Source organism: Nocardioides sp. Arc9.136 (assembly GCF_030506255.1).
Taxonomy (GTDB): Bacteria; Actinomycetota; Actinomycetes; order Propionibacteriales; family Nocardioidaceae; genus Nocardioides.
The window spans coordinates 413,384-430,065 of sequence record NZ_CP113431.1; the positions used below are offsets into that span (position 1 = coordinate 413,384).

At 73.4% G+C, this 16,682-nt stretch carries 13 protein-coding genes and 1 riboswitch; of the genes, 8 read left to right on the forward strand and 5 right to left on the reverse strand.

Annotated features, from left to right (window positions below):
- Positions 1–16 precede the first annotated feature (16 nt).
- Positions 17–265: a hypothetical protein gene (locus OSR43_RS01965; protein WP_302269283.1), complete on the forward strand. Its 249-nt coding sequence runs from the start codon at positions 17–19 to the stop codon at positions 263–265.
- On the opposite strand, the gene OSR43_RS01970 is transcribed toward OSR43_RS01965, so the two are convergent.
- The 3 genes from OSR43_RS01970 to OSR43_RS01980 all read right to left on the reverse strand — a co-directional run bounded on the left by OSR43_RS01970 (position 222) and on the right by OSR43_RS01980 (position 3,180).
- Positions 222–956, reverse strand: coding sequence for a DUF998 domain-containing protein (locus OSR43_RS01970; protein ID WP_302269284.1), 735 nt, complete (start codon positions 954–956; stop codon positions 222–224). The genes OSR43_RS01965 and OSR43_RS01970 overlap by 44 nt on opposite strands.
- A gap of 469 nt (positions 957–1,425) precedes the next feature.
- Entirely contained in the window at positions 1,426–1,662 is a 237-nt protein-coding gene (locus tag OSR43_RS01975; RefSeq protein WP_302269285.1) for a hypothetical protein, read from the reverse strand.
- Between the two features lie 378 nt (positions 1,663–2,040).
- Entirely contained in the window at positions 2,041–3,180 is a 1,140-nt protein-coding gene (locus OSR43_RS01980) for a DNA cytosine methyltransferase (RefSeq protein WP_302269286.1), read from the reverse strand.
- 90 nt (positions 3,181–3,270) lie between these two features.
- On the opposite strand from OSR43_RS01980, the gene OSR43_RS01985 reads away from it, so the two are divergent.
- Together OSR43_RS01985 and OSR43_RS01990 are read left to right on the forward strand one after the other, a co-directional pair.
- The gene (locus OSR43_RS01985) at positions 3,271–5,361 is read left to right on the forward strand and encodes an ATP-binding protein (RefSeq protein WP_302269287.1); all 2,091 of its coding nucleotides are present in this window, start codon (positions 3,271–3,273) and stop codon (positions 5,359–5,361) included.
- 209 nt (positions 5,362–5,570) lie between these two features.
- A complete protein-coding gene (locus OSR43_RS01990) occupies positions 5,571–6,575 on the forward strand; it encodes an HNH endonuclease (RefSeq protein ID WP_302269288.1) in 1,005 nt (334 codons plus the stop codon).
- Positions 6,576–7,069: 494 nt separating this feature from the next.
- On the opposite strand, the gene cbiE is transcribed toward OSR43_RS01990, so the two are convergent.
- A complete protein-coding gene (gene cbiE / locus OSR43_RS01995; RefSeq protein WP_302269289.1) occupies positions 7,070–8,317 on the reverse strand; it encodes a precorrin-6y C5,15-methyltransferase (decarboxylating) subunit CbiE in 1,248 nt (415 codons plus the stop codon).
- Between the two features lie 45 nt (positions 8,318–8,362).
- Positions 8,363–8,511: riboswitch (cobalamin riboswitch) on the forward strand.
- A gap of 21 nt (positions 8,512–8,532) precedes the next feature.
- Here cbiE and OSR43_RS02000 point away from each other — a divergent pair.
- Genes OSR43_RS02000 through OSR43_RS02020 form a run of 5 tightly spaced genes read left to right on the forward strand, consistent with a single transcriptional unit; the run spans position 8,533 to position 15,596 of the window.
- The gene (locus OSR43_RS02000; RefSeq protein WP_302269290.1) at positions 8,533–10,749 is read left to right on the forward strand and encodes a VWA domain-containing protein; all 2,217 of its coding nucleotides are present in this window, start codon (positions 8,533–8,535) and stop codon (positions 10,747–10,749) included.
- Positions 10,749–11,516, forward strand: coding sequence for a uroporphyrinogen-III C-methyltransferase (cobA, locus tag OSR43_RS02005; RefSeq protein ID WP_302269291.1), 768 nt, complete (start codon positions 10,749–10,751; stop codon positions 11,514–11,516). Before OSR43_RS02000 ends, cobA begins: the two co-directional genes overlap by 1 nt.
- Positions 11,516–12,130, forward strand: a complete 615-nt coding sequence (cobO, locus tag OSR43_RS02010) for a cob(I)yrinic acid a,c-diamide adenosyltransferase (protein WP_302269292.1) — start codon at positions 11,516–11,518, stop codon at positions 12,128–12,130. The genes cobA and cobO overlap by 1 nt, the downstream gene beginning before the upstream one ends.
- On the forward strand, positions 12,127–14,589 hold the full coding sequence (locus OSR43_RS02015) for a cobyrinate a,c-diamide synthase (protein WP_367891511.1): 2,463 nt from the start codon (positions 12,127–12,129) through the stop codon (positions 14,587–14,589). The genes cobO and OSR43_RS02015 overlap by 4 nt, the downstream gene beginning before the upstream one ends.
- Positions 14,586–15,596: a cobalamin biosynthesis protein gene (locus OSR43_RS02020; protein ID WP_302269296.1), complete on the forward strand. Its 1,011-nt coding sequence runs from the start codon at positions 14,586–14,588 to the stop codon at positions 15,594–15,596. The genes OSR43_RS02015 and OSR43_RS02020 overlap by 4 nt, the downstream gene beginning before the upstream one ends.
- On the opposite strand, the gene OSR43_RS02025 is transcribed toward OSR43_RS02020, so the two are convergent.
- Positions 15,574–16,584 carry a nitronate monooxygenase gene (locus tag OSR43_RS02025; RefSeq protein ID WP_302269297.1) on the reverse strand — a complete coding sequence of 337 codons (1,011 nt, stop codon included), beginning with the start codon at positions 16,582–16,584 and terminating at the stop codon, positions 15,574–15,576. The genes OSR43_RS02020 and OSR43_RS02025 overlap by 23 nt on opposite strands.
- Between the last annotated feature and the right edge of the window lie 98 nt (positions 16,585–16,682).

Genomic DNA, 16,682 nt, shown 5'->3' on the forward strand with positions numbered 1-16,682 from the left:
GCGTCGAATCCCCGGCATGAGCCAGCCCGACACCATGTTCGCCAGCCGCAGCGTCGGCCGGCACCTCGTCCGAGGGGCGCTGGGCCTGCCGATGATGGTGGCGGCGTTCGTGTTGGTGCCGTGGCTGGGACCGCTCGCGCTCCTGCTCGTCGTCCCCGCGGCTGTGCTGCTGCGCGGGTGCCCGACGTGCTGGGCCCTCGGTCTCGCCCAGACCTGTGCGCTCAGCCCGCGGGCGTCTGCGGCTGGGTCGTCACCTCGGCGCTGAGTCCACCCGCAGCGTCCGCCGGACGCGGCGGACTGGTGTCCGCGCCGACCCCACCGGGTCCCGGACGGTCATCGGACGTCAGCAACGTGCACGCGAACGCGGCCAGCCCGACGAGCACCGGCCACAGGGCGAGGCGTTCGAGGGCACCCGACACGGGGCCATCACCCGAGAGCACGAACGCCCCGGCCGCCAGGCCGGTCACGACTCCCGTGGCGAGCAGCGCCCGGGACAACCGAGGCCGGGCATGCCGCAACCGGGCACCGAGGACGACCAGCGCGACCGGCTGAGCGACGAACAGGGGTGCCGCGACGATCGCGTGCAGCGTGGGGTCCTGGTCGAGAGGCGCGAGACCCGTGGCGACCGAGCTGAGCCCAGAGATCGCGAGGAGTCCCGTCACCGATGGCCCCAGAGCCCGCCGAATCAGCACAGCGCCGCCGGCCAGCAACGCACCGAACCCGATGAACGACCAGCTAATGACCCCGTGACGCGGCGAGCAGTACGCCGCCGAGCAACCGACCTCTCCGAGTCGGCTGACCGAGTCGGCGAGGAAGCTGTAGCCGCCCGTCGTCGCGCCCGCGACGACCAACTCCGTCGCGATGTACGCCGGTCGCACGAGCAGCGCCAGCGCCCCCCAGTAGGCGGACGATAGACCGGCGGCTCTGGGGAGCCGTCGTCTGCGGGCCGTCGGCATGAGGTCACCGTAGAGCGTGCTGTCGGCTCAGCGACGTCGGTCGAGTTCGACCGGCCCGGCACATAGGCGGCGGTATGACGCAATGTTGTGGTCCCCGGCGGGGACGCAAGCAGGCAAGCCGAGGGGACGTTGACGGTGCGCGGTGGGTGTCGCGGGGGATAGTCGCGTATCAGGCCGATCTTCTTCGCGCCCTTGGCCGTGAGGAATCGGACGGAGACGGAGTAGTCCTCGAGTTCCCGGCGTACCTGATGCCTGAATGTCTGACTGTCGTTGTTGAGCGGCGTCAGATGGCTGACGACGAAGCCTTCGGTCGGTTCGAAGTGGATGTCGACCACCTGGTCGGTCTCCGATGCCAGTGCGACGATCCCCGTGGCGAGGGCGCCGACATTGGTTGTGAGAGGCGAGGCTGGGTCGGCCGGGTCGCGGAAGGCAGGCGTCGCGTACCTGGTCCGGCCATGCGAGACGGCGTTCAGTCCGTGAGCCAAGTCGTCGACCGCTGACTGAGGACATCCAGAATGGCCTTCCTCGTGCCCGTCGGGGTCGGCTCCTGGGCCTTCAGAACTTTCCAGAACTGCTGCCACATGGGGTTTTCGTCGGCGCAGCTCGACTCCGCCTGGAGTAGATGGGCAGTGAGCCCCTCGATCTCGGGCCCGAACCGCCATGCCTTCGGCGAGGGGTCGTACGTGTGCGTGTTGATGCCGCTCACGTCGAAGGGAATTGGCGCTCAGCGTTGCAGCGCACGAGCGCGATCGACTTGTTCACCGAGGTCCGCACCCCGAGTTCGAAAAACACGTTGGGGTCGCTAGACCCCATGCGCTGGCGGGGAACAGGGGGTCCGCCCCCGCGGCCCGGGCCGGGGGTCGCGAGCGCCCGACGGCGCGGCAACTTCCTCGTGTCAGCCCGACACGAGGAAGGAACCGAGATGGCCGCCGAGAAGCCCGCCGCGCCCGCCAAGAAGAAGCAGTGTTCTGCGAGGGGTCGCGACCGCGTCGCGAGCGCCAAGGGCATGTGCACGATGCACTACACCCCGCGAGTACCGGAAGGACCCGGCCAAGCTGGAGAAGGCCCGTCAGGCCAGCCGCGACTACGCGGAGAAGAAGCGCGCCGAGCGCGAGGCGGCTAAGGAGTCGTGACTCCTCGGGGCGTGGGTCCCTTTCTCACTGGAGGGCCCACGCCTGCTTCCCGCGCTCAACGCGGAGGCCGTTGAACCGTCGAGTAGGCGTCCGGCAGCGCGACCGAGCGCCTCCGCCATCCGGACCGGCACGGCGTTGCCGATCTGGCGCTCCACGCTGTCGTACCCACCGGTCCACTTGTACCGCGCGGGGAACGTTTGTAGCGCGGCCGCTTCCCTAACGGAGATCCCTCGGTGCTCGGTGGGGTGGATGAACGATCCGCATGCCGGCGTCGTGCACCTCGTCGTCATGGTGGGGGACACCCCGTCGGCCTTGATCCGGCCGTAGCTGGCGAGGGCGGACTTCGTGCCCAACCGGGTGTGGCACTTCAGCTGGTGCTCCTCCGGTAGGTCGAGCCGGGTGCCGTTCACCGGCACGGCCGCGATCCTGGCCCGGACGGCCTCACTGCTCCGTCGCCAACGGTGCCACTCGTCGTCGACGGGCATGTCAAGCACCAGCTGGGAGAAGGCCTGTCCCACCGTCGTCGCGGGAGCGCGCTCGGCGTGCGGCAGCAGATCGGCCAGTTCCGCCGGCGGTTCGGCGCCCTCGTCCCGGTGCACCGCCATGAGCACGAGTCTCCGACGGCGCTGAGGTACGCCTAGCTCGCTCGCCTCGACCACGTAGTGGCGGGCCGCGTAGTCGCGGTCGTCCAGTCCCTCGACGAGGGCTGAAAATCTAGTGTCGCGGGCTAGGCCGGGGACGTTCTCCAGGAGGAGGACGCGTGGCTGGAGGGCGTCGACGAGGCGCAGGGTGTCGAGCACCAGGTCGTTGCGCTCCGGGTCGGGATCGGCCCCCCGCAGAGACGAAAAACCCTGGCACGGCGGGCACGCCTTGAGGAGGTCCAGCCGCGCGCCCTCGGGGAGCGCGCCGCGAAGATCGTCGGTGTCGACCGCCCTGATGTCGGACTCGAACATCCTGCCCGGGTGGTTCGCTCGCCAGGTCGCCGCCGCGGCTGCGTCGTTCTCGACGGCGGCGACCACATCGAAGCCCGCGTCGCGCAGGCCCTGGGTCGCCCCGCCCGCGCCGGCGAACAGGTCGATCGCGGTGCGCACGGCGCAACCTTATGGCACCCGCGGCGCGGGTTCGGGGCAGGCTGACCAGAACCCGGACGCGCGTCCTGGTCTTGACCTAGCCTCTGTCTGGTGAGCGAGCAGCAGGTGGCCTTGGTGGAGGCCGGCGAGCAGGTCACCGCTGATGACCCCGCCTCGGACTACACCATGAAGATGTCGCGGCTGACCGTCGACAAACTCGGGGTCAAGCTCTACGACCGCGCCAGCGCCGTCGTCGCGGAGCTCATCGCCAACGGCTACGACGCCGATGCCGAGACCGTCATCGTCACGCTCCCGCTCGGGACCGAGCTGGCCACCAAGAAGGACGGCGCCGTCACGGAGCACGGCTACGACGTGACCGTGGTCGACGACGGCCACGGGATGACCCCCGAAGAGGCGCAGTCGTTTTTCCTGGTCGTCGGTGCCGACCGACGCTCCCGCAAGGATGACGAGGGGGTGAAGGTCGGTGGGCTGTCCCGCGGCAAGAGGCGGCCCGTCATGGGTCGCAAGGGGATCGGGAAGCTCGCGCCCTTCGGCATCTGCAAGACCATCGAGGTCCGCTCGGCGGGCGGCGATAAGACAGATCGTGGCTACCTCGTCAGCCACTTCATCCTGGAGTTCGACAACATAGTCCGGGACGAGGAGACCGAGGTCCCCATCCCGCGGGGGCCCGACGACCGGACCTGGGACCCGGTGCCCGGGACAGTGGTGACCCTCAGGGACTTCCTTCCGAAGCGTGTGCCAGCCCGCAAGACCTTCGAGCGTCAGGTCGCGCGGCGGTTCTCTCTAGCGCGACCGGACTTCACCATCACCATCAACGACACTCGGGCCGGCGAGGATTTCGAGATCCCGAAGTTTGACATCGAGGTCGACGAGGCTACGAAGATCGATGTGGCCTCGTATCCGGTGGAGTGCGGCGCCCAAGTGCTGCCCGTGACCGGGTGGATGGCCTTCGGCAAGAAGGCGATCAAGAACGAGGAGGAGGCCGGCGTCCGCATCTACGCGCGCGGAAAGATCGTCGCCACCACGCGCGACTTCGAGCAGCCGGCCGGGTTCACCGGCGAGTTCACCGCCCGGTCGTACCTCGTCGGCGAGATGCACGCCGAGTGGCTCGACCTTGACAATGACGAGGACCTCGTACGTACGGACCGGCAAGGCATCCTCTGGGACTCGGAGTACGGCGAGGCCCTCCGGGCCTGGGGCGCTGCCCGGGTCAAGCAGATTGCTAAAGCATCAGCGGGTCCGCGCCGCGAGTCCAAGGTCAAGATCTTCCTCGAGAACTCGAGGCTGGAGCAGCGCGCCAAGGAGCGGTACGGCGAGGACAACGCGGTCCTTGAGGCCGTGATGGACTTCGGCAAGAAGATCGGGGGGCTCGCTCACGAAGACGAGCTCGAGGACACCGACTACGTTGACACGCTAGTCGACATCATCCTCCAGGTCGGTCCCCATCAGGCCCTGATCAACTCGTTCAAGGCCATCAGCAAGTTGTCCGACGCTACCGTCGATCAGCTCCTGCCCATCTTCCGGCACACGCGCACGGCTGAGCTCGCGAGCTACGCACAGATCGCCCACGAGCGGGTGAAGAGCGTGGTCGAACTTCGCGAGGCGCTGGCAAAGCAGGGAGTGGACGAGGGTGTCCTGCAGCAGCTTCTGGCCGGCGCCCCCTGGCTCATCCGGGCCGACTGGTCTGTCATAACGCAGAACCAGAGCCTGAAGACCTTCCGCAGCCAATTCGCTGCCTTCTGGGAGCAGAAGTACGGGGATAAGATTGAGATCGCGATCTCGTTCGAGAAAAAGCGGCCCGACTTCACCTTGGTGCACGTCGGGCTGCAACTCCACGTCGTCGAAATCAAGAAGCCTGGTCACGCGTTCGACGACAAGGACTACGAGCGCCTGGAGAACTATCTGGAGGCCTTCGAGGACTTCTTCGAGTCGCACAAGTGGGTCGAAGGGGTGTTCTCGGACGGCTGGGTGATCGATCTAGTCGCTGACGACGTCAACGTGAGGGACCGGACCAAGCGCCGCGCCTTCAACGCCGCAGCCGACGACAAGCGGGTCCTGCGCCAGAACTGGAACGACTTCTTGGCACGCGCCGAGAAGGCGCACGAGGGCTTTCTCGAGGCTTACGACAAGGCTCACGAGGACATCGCCAGCACTCTTGGCCCGGACGACGACGCCGTGTAACGGCCTGACGCACCCGTCCGGGGCCGTTTCATTAAGCCCGGACCCTCTCGTCGTTTGAGGTCCAGTAGACGTCCTGCCACGCGCCAACACGTCTCCCTGACTACGAGCACAACGACGCCGGGCCTGCATTGGGGGACGCCGTTCAGGCGAAAGACCGATGTTCAGCGACGCGATCGGGCAGTCTGTCTCCTAAGTGAGGAGGACCAGTAATGGCCGAGGTCGTGTACGTCCCAGACGGCAACAACGAGGTGCTTAAGTCGGCAATCTGGGATGCCTGGGGGTCTCAATGCTGGTGGTGCGGCGAGCCCATCAAGTTCCGCCACACTCAGATCGACCACCTGCTGCCCAAGGCCCCCAAGCACTCGGCGCGCGCTGCGGAGCTCGTGGCGGAACTAGGGCTGGACGAGGACTTCAACGTCCACGACCCGCGCAACCTCGGACCTATCTGCGGCGCGTGCAACCAGGAGAAATCAACCACCGACTACACGAGGACTGACCGCATCCTCTCGAAACTCCGGAAAGCCGGTCGTTTCCGGTCGAAGGTCATCCGGCATGTCGAGCGCTTCCACAGCGATAACGACCTTGCCGCGGCGATGCTCCGCGCAAAATTGGCGGACGTCGACTCCGAGGAGGACCGCGAGGTCCTTCGCGAACACGGCCCCGGTCTCCTTCGGGCGCTCGCGTACGTTACTGACGGCCAGCTTGACTACGTCAGCTTCAGGCACGTCGAGGTTGGGCAATGGGAGCCGCGCACGGTCGTGGTGGCCCTCGCCCCTCCGGCCCAACGCGTGCTGACAGTCCTCGAGGAAGTCTGCGCCGTCGAGATCGAGGCTGCGCTTGCCGAGCCGCTCCGCGCAGTCGAGGCGAAGTTGGTCGCTGACGCGAAGGGCGGCTTCGAAGGGTGGCGGGGGAGCGTCGGCCAGATCTACCCCGGCGATACCGAGTTTGACCGCCTCGACCTACAGGTTGGGACTATTCGCATGGCGCGAAGCGGCTCCCTCTTCGAGTTCGAGTTCCTCGGAGAGTTCGAGGGGGATCTGACCGCGGACCTTCAGCGGGACGACGTCAACGGCGAACTGCAGGGCACGACTGGTGGGGCTTTCTTGACCGGCACGTTCAGGCTCGACTTCGACTGGGACTCAGCGGACGATACGGACCTGCGGCTGGTGGATGTCGACGTCTATCTGGGCACCAATCACTTCTGGATCGACTGAAGAGTCCGTCAGGACGTGACGGCGATCGTCGGGAATCCGGTCGCCCACTCGATCGCCACCCTCGACCTGTCGAGGTACCGGCCGCCCTGCCGCGCGGGATCCGGACGGTCCGGCCCTTAAACTGGCCGGCGAGGACCGCGCGCCTCTCCAGGTCGTCCCCGGTGGACTCCCAGGCCTCCCGGACGGTCCGGCCGGTGGAGGTCCAGGCGTAGTCGTCCGCGCCGGCCTCGAGCTGGCGGGCGATGGAGACCGACTCCTCCTTGGAGACGGACAGGCGTGCATAGATGGCGATTCGCTTGCTCACGCGCTCAATGTGCCGTGAATCTGCATGCCTGCACGTAACCCGCCAAGACGACGTTATCCCCGCGAAGACCCGGCGTCAGCCTCGGCGGTAGGGCGCTGGCACCGGGTAGCCCATTCTGGGCGGGGTGGGCGCCTATCTAGGTCTGCCTGAGGGGCGCTGGCCGGCGGTCAGTTGCCCGTTGCTGGAGCGCTCACCGCCTCCAGGACCACTGGGTCACGGTGCGCGCAGGCCTCCAGCCGGTGAAGGTGCCGACAGGGCCGGTGGTCTCGACCGAGAGGCGGGTCAGCTCGCCGCCGTGGGTGCGGTAGGCGTCGGCGAGGAGGGACTCGGTCTCCAGCGTGACGCCGTGGACGACGAGGCGGCCGCCGGGGACGAGGGCGGCGAGGCAGGCGTCGAGGACGCCCGGGCGGGTGGCGCCGCCGCCGATGAAGATCGCGTCGGGTCCGGGCAGGTCGGCGAGCGCATCCGGGGCGCGGCCCTCCACAACGACGAGGTCGGGGACGCCGAGGCGGGCGGCGTTCCGGGCGATCCGGGCGGCGCGGTCGGGGTGGGACTCGACGGCCGTCGTACGGCAGGTGGGGTGGGCGCGCATCCACTCGATGCCGACCGAGCCGGCCCCGGCGCCGACGTCCCACAGGTGCTGGCCGGGCGCGGGCTGGAGGCGGGCCAAGGCGGAGGCGCGCAGGTCGCGCTTGGTGAGCTGGCCGTCGTGCTCGAACGCGTCGTCCGGGAGGCCGGCGGCCCAGGAGCAGGTGAACCACGGGCCGGGGGTGGTGGGCAGCTCGACAGCCAGGACGTGCAGCGCCGGCACGTCGGTCGCGGCAACGGAGGCCCACTCGGACGCCGTGCGGACGGAGCGGGACTCCGAAGGGGCGCCGAGGTCGGCGAGGAGGGTGACGGTGGCGTCGGGGTGGCCGGCCTCGGCGAGCAGCTCTCCGACGCGGGCGGGGGTCTCGGCGCCGGAGGTGAGCAGGAGCATCCGGCGGCCGGGGGCGAGCTCGCGGAGCAGGCGCGCCTCCTGGCGGCCGACGAGGGTGACGACGACCGACTCCTCGGCCGACCAGCCCATCCGGGCGCGGGCGAGGGCGACCGACGACACCGCGGGGACCACCCGGACGGAGGTGGGGCCGAGCAGGCGGACGAGCGTCGTACCGATCCCCGACACCATCGGGTCGCCCGAGGCGAGCGCGACGACGCGGCGGCCACGGAGGCCGTCGAGGAGGGCGGGGAGGGCGTCGGCCAGCGGGGAGGGCCAGGCGAGACGTTCCTGGCCGGGGACCTCGGGGCGGTCCGCCAGGTGGCGGCGGCCGCCGAGCAGCACCTCCGCGTCGCGCACCAGCGCCTCGGCGTGCTCGTCCAGGCGCCCGTCCGCGCCGACGCCGACGACGGTGACCACCGGTGAGGTGTCCACGTCGGGCGGGGGAGTCGGGTCGGGCACGGGGCCGGACGCTATCGTCCTCGCACAACGTGAGGTGCCCCTGCGGCCCAACCATCGTCACGCGGTGGGGACGGACAACGGGGAGAATCTGGGAAGCCGGTGAGATTCCGGCACAGGCCCGCTGCGGTGAACCGAGCACTCCGCCAGGAGTGACCCGGCAAGTCCGAAGACCGGCCTCGCGTCGCCATCCATGGCCAAGCGAGCGGGAGCCTCACGTGCCACCGAAGTACCCCTTTTCTGCCGTCGTCGGTTGCTACGAGCTGGCGGGTACGTCACCGGGTTTCGACGACGCTCGCCAGGGCTCGCTGCTCGACCAGCGAGATGGTCTCGACGACGCTCGCCGGGGCTCGCTGCTCGACCAGCGGGACGCCCGGCGGGTCGACCTGGACCCGATGGGGTTGGCGCTGGTGCTGACGGCGATCAGCCCGGGCATCGGCGGGGTGCTGGTGCGGGGCGAGAAGGGCACCGCGAAGTCCACGACCGTGCGCGGGCTGGCGGAGGTGATGCCGGCGATCGAGGTGCACGAGGGCGACCGGTTCTCCGCGGACCCGGCGGACGCCTTCGCGACCTCGCCCGACGGCCCGTTCGGGGCCGGCCACCCGACGCTGACCCGGCCGGTCCGGCTGGTCGAGCTGCCGGTCGGCGCCACCGAGGACCGCCTGCTCGGCTCCATCCAGCTCGAGAAGGCGCTCACCTCCGGCGCGGTCGAGCTCGAACCCGGCCTGCTGGCCCGGGCGCACCGCGGCGTGCTCTACGTCGACGAGGTCAACCTGCTCCACGACCACCTCGTCGACCTGCTCCTCGACGCCGCCGCCACCGGCACGGTCAGCATCGAGCGCGACGGGATCTCGCTGCACCACGCGGCGCGGTTCGTGCTGATCGGCACCATGAACCCCGAGGAGGGTGAGCTCCGTCCCCAGCTGCTCGACCGGTTCGGCCTCACCGTCGAGGTGGCGGCGCCGCGCGACCCGGCGCTCCGCGTCGAGGTGGTGCGCCGCCGGCTCGCCTTCGACGCCGACCCCGAGGCCTTCGTCGAGCAGTACGCCGCCCAGCAGGCCGACCTGACCCGGCGCATCGCCGACACCCGCGCGCGGGTCGGCTCGGTCGTGGTCACCGACGCCGCGTTGCTCAAGGTCGCCGAGGTGTGCGCGGCCTTCGAGGTCGACGGACTGCGCGCCGACATCGTCACCACCCGCACCGCCGCCGCGCACGCCGCCTGGGCCGGCCGCGAGCGGGTGACGCTGGCCGACATCCGGGCCGCCGCGCTGCTGGCGCTGCCGCACCGGCGTCGGCGCAACCCGTTCGACGCGCCCGGCCTCGACGAGGACCTGCTCGACCGGATCCTCGGGGACGAGGAGCTGCCCGAGCCGGACCCCGAGCCGGACCCCGAGCCCGACCCGCAGCCCGAGCCGCCCGGAGGCGGCGACGACCCGCAGGGCGGGGCCCCGGAGACGGACGGCCCCGACGCCCCGGGCCACGAGGACCAGGCCGACCAGCAGCCCGACCAGCCGAGCGACCAGCCGGGCGAGCAGGAGCCCGAGGACCAGCCCGCCCCGCAGGCCCCGCCGACCCCCAGCGGCAGCGGCGGCGACCAGGCCGCCGCGCGCGCCGGCGCGGCGTACCGCCCGCGGCTGCTGACCGTCGACGGCGTCGGCGAGGGCAGCCCCGGCCGGCGCAGCCGGTCGCGCAGCACCAGCGGCCGGCGGGTCGGCAGCGGCACCGGACGCGGCTCGCTGCACCTGGTCGAGACCCTGCGCGCGGCCGCGGAGCGCTCGGCCCGCGAGGGCGCCGGTTCCGCCGGCGGACGGGTCCGGCTGCAGGGCGCCGACCTGCGCACCGCCGTGCGGGAGGGCCGTGAGGCCAACCTCCTCCTCTTCTGCGTCGACGCCTCCGGCTCGATGGCCGCCCGGCGCCGGATGGCGCAGGTCAAGACCGCGGTGCTGTCGCTGCTGACCGACGCCTACCGGCGCCGGGACAAGGTCGCGATGGTCGGGTTCCGCGGCCGGGACGCGCAGCTGCTGCTGCCGCCCACCGGGTCGGTCGAGGTGGCCGCCGCGCTGCTCGACGAGCTGCCCTCGGGCGGCCGGACGCCGCTCGCCGAGGGGCTGCTCGAGGCCGAGCGGGTGCTGCGCCGCGAGCGGCTGCGCGACCCACGGGTCCGGCCGCTGCTCGTCCTGGTCACCGACGGCCGCGCCACCTCCGGCCCGGACGCCGTCGACCGGTCCCGCCTCGCCGCCGCCCACCTGGCCGCGCAGGGCGTGCCGAGCGTGGTCGTCGACTGCGAGCAGGGTCCGATGCGGATGGGGCTGGCGCACGTGCTGGCCGCCCACCTGCGCGCCGAGCACGTGCCGATGGCCGAGGTGAGCGCCGACGGCCTCGTCGACGTCGTCAGCAGCCGGTCCACGGGCCGGTCCCCGGGCCGCGTCGCCTGATGGGCACGCTCGCACCCCTGCTCCCGGGCACCGTCACCCTGGTCGCAGGCGGCCCCGGCGACGCCGGGCTGATGACCGTCGCCGGCCGCGCTGCGGTCGAGCAGGCCGACGTGCTGCTCGTCGACCACCTCGCCCCGCAGGAGGCGCTCGCCTGGGCCCGCCCCGACGCCGAGGTGCTCGACGTCGCCAAGCTGCCGCGCGGGCGGACCACGCCGCAGGAGCGGATCAACGAGCTGCTCGTCGAGCACGCCCGCGCCGGGCGGCGCGTCGTACGGCTCAAGGGCGGCGACGGGTTCGTCTTCGGCCGCGGGATGGAGGAGGTGCTCGCCTGCGCCGAGGCCGGGATCGAGGCCCGGGTGCTGCCCGGGGTCAGCTCGGCCGTCGCCGTGCCGGCCCTCGCGGGCATCCCGGTCACCCACCGCGGCGTGGTGCACGGGTTCAGCGTGCTGTCCGGGCACGTGCCGCCGGGGCACCCGACCTGCACGCTGGACTACGCCGCGCTCGCCCGGTCCGGCACGACGCTGGTGCTGCTGATGGGCGTCGCGAACCTCGCCGCGATCACCGCCGAGCTGCTCGCCCACGGCCTGCCGCCCACCACCCCGGCCGCCGTCGTCGCCCGCGGCGGCCACCCCGACCAGGAGGTCCGTACGGCGCACCTGGTCGGCATCGCGACCGCCGCGGAGGGCATCGCGCCGCCCGCCGTCACCGTCATCGGCGAGGTGGCCGCCTTCGCCACCGCGACCCGGCAGCTCGAGGAGACCCGCTGATGCCCCAGGGACAGCCGCTGACCGTGCCCGACGACGGGCTCACCACCCGCCAGCGCCGCAACCGGCCGCTGCTGATGGTCCACACCGGCGACGGCAAGGGGAAGTCCACCGCCGCCTTCGGCCTCGCCATCCGCGGCTGGAACCAGGGCTGGCGGGTCGGGGTCTTCCAGTTCGTGAAGTCCGCCAAGTGGCGCATCGGCGAGCAGACCGTGCTCGAGCGGCTCGGCGAGCTGCACCGGGAGACCGGCGAGGGCGGCCCCGTCGAGTGGCACAAGATGGGCGCCGGCTGGTCGTGGACGAAGAAGCAGGGCGACGCCGAGGACCACGCCCGCGCCGCCGCCGAGGGCTGGGCCGAGATCAAGCGGCGGCTGGCCGCCGAGGCGCACGACATCTACGTCCTCGACGAGTTCACCTACCCGATCGCCTGGGGCTGGGTCGACCTCGACGACGTCGTCACCACCCTGCGCGACCGCCCCGGCCGCCAGCACGTCGTCGTCACCGGCCGCCGCGCCGCGCCCGAGCTGCTAGAGGTCGCCGACCTGGTCACCGAGATGACCAAGGTCAAGCACCCGATGGACGTCGGCCAGAAGGGCCAGCGGGGGATCGAGTGGTGACCGGGCCCTCCAGCGGCCTGCCCACCGGCCTGCCCCGGGTCGTCGTCGCCGCGCCGTCCACCGGCCAGGGCAAGACCACGATCGCGACCGGCCTGATGGCCGCGCTCCGCGCCCGCGGCCTGGAGGTGTCGGGCCACAAGGTCGGCCCCGACTACATCGACCCCGGCTACCACGCCGTCGCCACTGGCCGGCCCGGCCGCAACCTCGACCCGCACCAGGTCGGCGAGGAGCGGATCCCCCCGCTGCTCCTGCACGGCGCCCGCGGCGCGGACGTCGCGGTCGTCGAGGGCGTGATGGGCCTGCACGACGGCCGGCTCGGCACCGACGGGTTCGCGTCCACGGCGCACGTCGCCGCGCTCACCCGCACGCCGGTCGTGCTCGTCGTCGACGTCTCGAGGATGTCGCGGTCGGTCGGTGCGCTGGTGGCCGGCATGGCGGCGTACGACCCGGCGGTGGAGGTCGCCGGCGTCGTCCTCAACCGGGCCGGCTCGCCCCGCAACGTCGCGGAGGTGCGCCGCTCGGTGCGGCTGCCCGTGCTCGGCGTCGTGCCGCGCGACGACTCGCTGGCCACGCCCTCGCGGCACCTCGGCCTGGTGCCGGCCGGCGAGCGGGACGAGGCCGCCGAGCTGGTCGCCCGGCTCGGCGAACGGGTCGCCCAGCACGTCGACCTCGACGCCGTCCTCGACGTCGCCCGCTCCGCGCCCGACCTCGACGCGGTGCCGTGGGACCCCGCCGCGGAGGTGCGTCGCGTGGCGGCCGCGGGCGAGGAGCCAGTCGTGGCGGTGGCGGGCGGCCGGGCGTTCACGTTCGCCTACGCCGAGACCGAGGAGCTGCTCGCGGCCGCGGGGTGCCGGGTGGTGCGGTTCGACCCGCTGACCGACCGCTCGCTGCCGGACGGGACGCGCGCGCTGCTGCTCGGCGGCGGCTTCCCCGAGGTGCACGTGCGCGAGCTGGCCCGCAACACCGCGCTGCTGGCCCAGGTGCGCGACGCGGTCCGCGCCGGGCTGCCGACGGTCGGGGAGTGCGCCGGCCTGCTCTACCTCCTCGACGCGCTCGACGACACCCCGATGGCCGGCGTGATCGGCACCAGCGCGGCGATGTCCGAGCGGCTCACGCTGCGCTACCCGGTCGCCCGCGCGGTCGGCGACAGCCTGCTGGCGCGGACGGGGGAGGAGGTGCGCGGCCACGAGTTCCACCGGACCGCGCTGACCCGGGCCGCGCGCGGCTGGACGCCCGCCTGGGACGTCGACGGGGAGCTGATCGGCGTCGCGTCGCCGACCCTGCACGCGTCGTACCTCCACGTGCACTGGGCCGGCCACCCCCGGCTTGCCCAGCGGTTCGCCGAGGCGGCGGTCGCCGCGGTGCCGGTCGTCGCGCCGCCCGTCGAGGACGCCCTCCCCGAGCCGGCCGCGGACACCTCCGAGCGGGCCGAGGTCGACCCGCTGCTGCACCCGCTGGACCACCACGGCGACCGCGAGCTCGGACCCGGCCTGCTCGACCTCGCGGTCAACGTGCACCCCGAACCCCGGCCCGCCTGGCTCGAGCAGGCGCTGGCCGAGGGCGTGCGGGACTCGACGAGCTACCCCGACCCGGCGCCGGCCCGCGCGGCCATCGCCGAGCTGCACCGCCGCCGGCCCGACGAGGTGCTGGTGACCGCCGGCGCCGCCGAGGCTTTCGAGCTGGTCGCGCGGTGGAAGCAGTGGCGGCACGTGGTCGTCGTGCACCCGCAGTTCACCGAGCCGCACGCCGCGCTCGAGCGGGCCGGGCACCGGGTGACCGTGGTGCAGTGCCGGCCCGAGGACGGCTACCGGCTGGACCCGGCCGCCGTGCCCGAGGACGCCGACCTCGTCGTCCTCGGCAACCCGACCAACCCCACCGGCGTGCTGCACCCCGCCGCCGACATCCTCCGGCTGCGCCGCCCGAAGCGGGTGGTGCTCGTCGACGAGGCGTTCATGGACACCGTCGCGGGCGAGCGCGAGTCGCTGGCCCGCGACCGGCGCCGCGGGCTGCTCGTCGTCCGCAGCCTCACCAAGCACTGGTCGCTGCCGGGCATCCGCGCCGGGTACGTCGTCGGCAGCGAGCGCAGCATCGCCGGCCTCGAGGCGCGGCAGGTCCCGTGGTCGGTCTCGACCCCCGCGATCAGCGCCGCGGTCGCCTGCACCGGCCCGAGCGCGCTCGCCGAGGCCGCGCGGCGCACCGCCCGGATCGCGCAGTGGCGGGCGCACCTGCTCGCCGGCCTCGGCGCGCGGGGCGTGGAGGTGGTCGGCTCGGAGACGTCGTTCGTGCTGGCCCGGGTGGGCGAGGGGGCGCGGGAGGCACTGCGCGAGCGCGGGATCGCGGTACGCCGCGCGGACACGTTCCCCGGCCTCGACGGCGGCTGGGTGCGGATCGCCGTACGGCCGCCGGCCACCACCGACCTGCTGCTCGAGGCGCTGGACGCCGTGTCCGCGCCGGCATGAGCCGGTCCCGGGCGGTCGGGCTGCTGCTCGGCTTCGCCGCCGACCGGCTGCTCGGCGACCCGCGGCGCGGCCACCCGGTGGCGGCGTTCGGCCGGGTGGCGCGCGGCCTGGAGCACCGGCTGCACGGCGACTCGCGGCTGCGCGGGACCGTCCACACGGCCGTCCTCGTCGGCGGGTGCGCCGGCATCGGCGTGGCCGTCGAGCACGCCACCGGCGGCCGGCCCCTCCTGCACGCCGCCGCCACCGCGGCGGCGACCTGGACCGTGCTGGGCGGGCGCACCCTCGAGCGGGAGGCGCTGGCCGTGCACGACCTGCTCGCGGCCGACGACCTGCCCGCGGCCCGGCAGCGGCTCACCCACCTCGTCGGCCGGGATCCCACCGGCCTGCCGGCCGACGAGGTCGCCCGCGCCGTCGTCGAGTCGGTCGCGGAGAACACCTCCGACGCCGTCACGGTCCCGCTCGTCTGGGGCGCCGTCGGCGGGGTGCCCGGCCTGCTCGCGCACCGCGCCGCCAACACCCTCGACGCGATGGTCGGGCACCGCACCGCCCGCTACGAGCGGTTCGGCTGGGCCTCGGCGCGCCTCGACGACGTGCTGGGGCTGCCGGGGTCGCGGTACGCCGCCCTCTGCGTGCTCGCCGCCGCGCCGTCGCGGGCCGGCGAGGCGTGGCGGGCCTGGCGGCGCGACGCCGCGGCCCACCCCAGCCCCAACGCCGGCGTCGTCGAGGCGTCGTTCGCGGGGTCGCTGGGGGTCACCCTCGGCGGCACCAACCGGTACGGCGACCGCGTCGAGCACCGACCGGTGCTGGGCTCGGGGCGGCCCGTGCGGCCGGGCGACGTGCCGCGCGCCACCGCGCTCGCGCGCCGGGTCGACCGGCTGGCGGCGGTGGTCGCGGCCGGGGCGGTCGGCGCGGCGGGCGCGGTCGTGTGCCTGCGGACGCGACGGGGCGCGTCGTGGGGCACACGACCCCTCCCCGGCCGGCGGCTCAGGGAGCGAGCGCCCGGGTGATCTCGGCGGCCGGTGCGGAGCGGGCGCTCCGGTAGCCGGTGCCGGCCCACAGGTGCGCCACCTGGACGTCGCCGGCCGCGACCGCGGCCGCCCGCAGGGGAGCGGTGAGGTGGTGCAGGTGCGGGTAGCCGGCCGGGGCGTCCGCGTGGTCGGCCATGAAGCGGTTCGCCAGGCCGCGGGCCCACCGGCCCGTGAACGCGCGGGTGACCCGGGTGCCGGTCGGCTCCGGGCCGGTCAGGGCGGCGCGGTGCAGCGGGTGGGTGCCGGCCTCGTCGGCGAGGAGGTACGCCGTCCCGGCCTGGCCGGCGACCGCGCCGAGCCGCAGGACGGCCTCGACGCCGGCCGCGTCGACGAGGCCGCCGGCCGCGACCACGGGCACGTCGACCGCCGGAACCACCTCGGCCAGCAGGTCGAGCAGCGGGGTGCCGTCGGGTGCCGCGTCGGGGTCCCACCGGCCGCGGTGGCCGCCCGCCGCCGGTCCCTGCACGGCCAGCGACGCCGCCCCGCGGCGTACCGCCTCCCGGGCCTCGGCCGGCGTCGTGACCGTCACCATCGCGTGCACCCCGTGCTGCCGCAGCCGCGCCAGCACGTCGGCACCCGGGCACCCGAACGTGAACGAGACGACCTCGGGGCGCACGTCGAGCACCAGGTCGAGCTTCGCCTCCCGGTGGTCGTCGTCCCAGCGGGGCGTGCCGAGGTCGACGCCGAGCCGGCGGGCCTCCGGCTCCAGGGCGCGGCGGTAGGCCGCCAGCGCGGCCGGGTCCGCGGCGTACGGCTCGACGAGGAAGAGGTTGAGCCCGACGGGGGCCGAGGTGGCGCGGCGCGCCTCGGCCACCTGCGCCGCGACCTGGTCGGGGGTGCGGTAGCCGGCGGCCAGGAACCCCAGCCCGCCCGCCCCGGAGACCGCCGCGGCCAGCGCGGGGGTCGAGGGCCCGCCCGCCATCGGCGCCGCCACGACGGGGACGTCGAGGTCGCGCAGGTCGAGCACCCGGCCACGGTACGCAGCGCGGGCGGGTCGTCGCCACCGTCCAGACCGAAGCGCCCGTCTAGTCCGGCACGAGCGTGACGCACGTCGCGGTTTGTGGC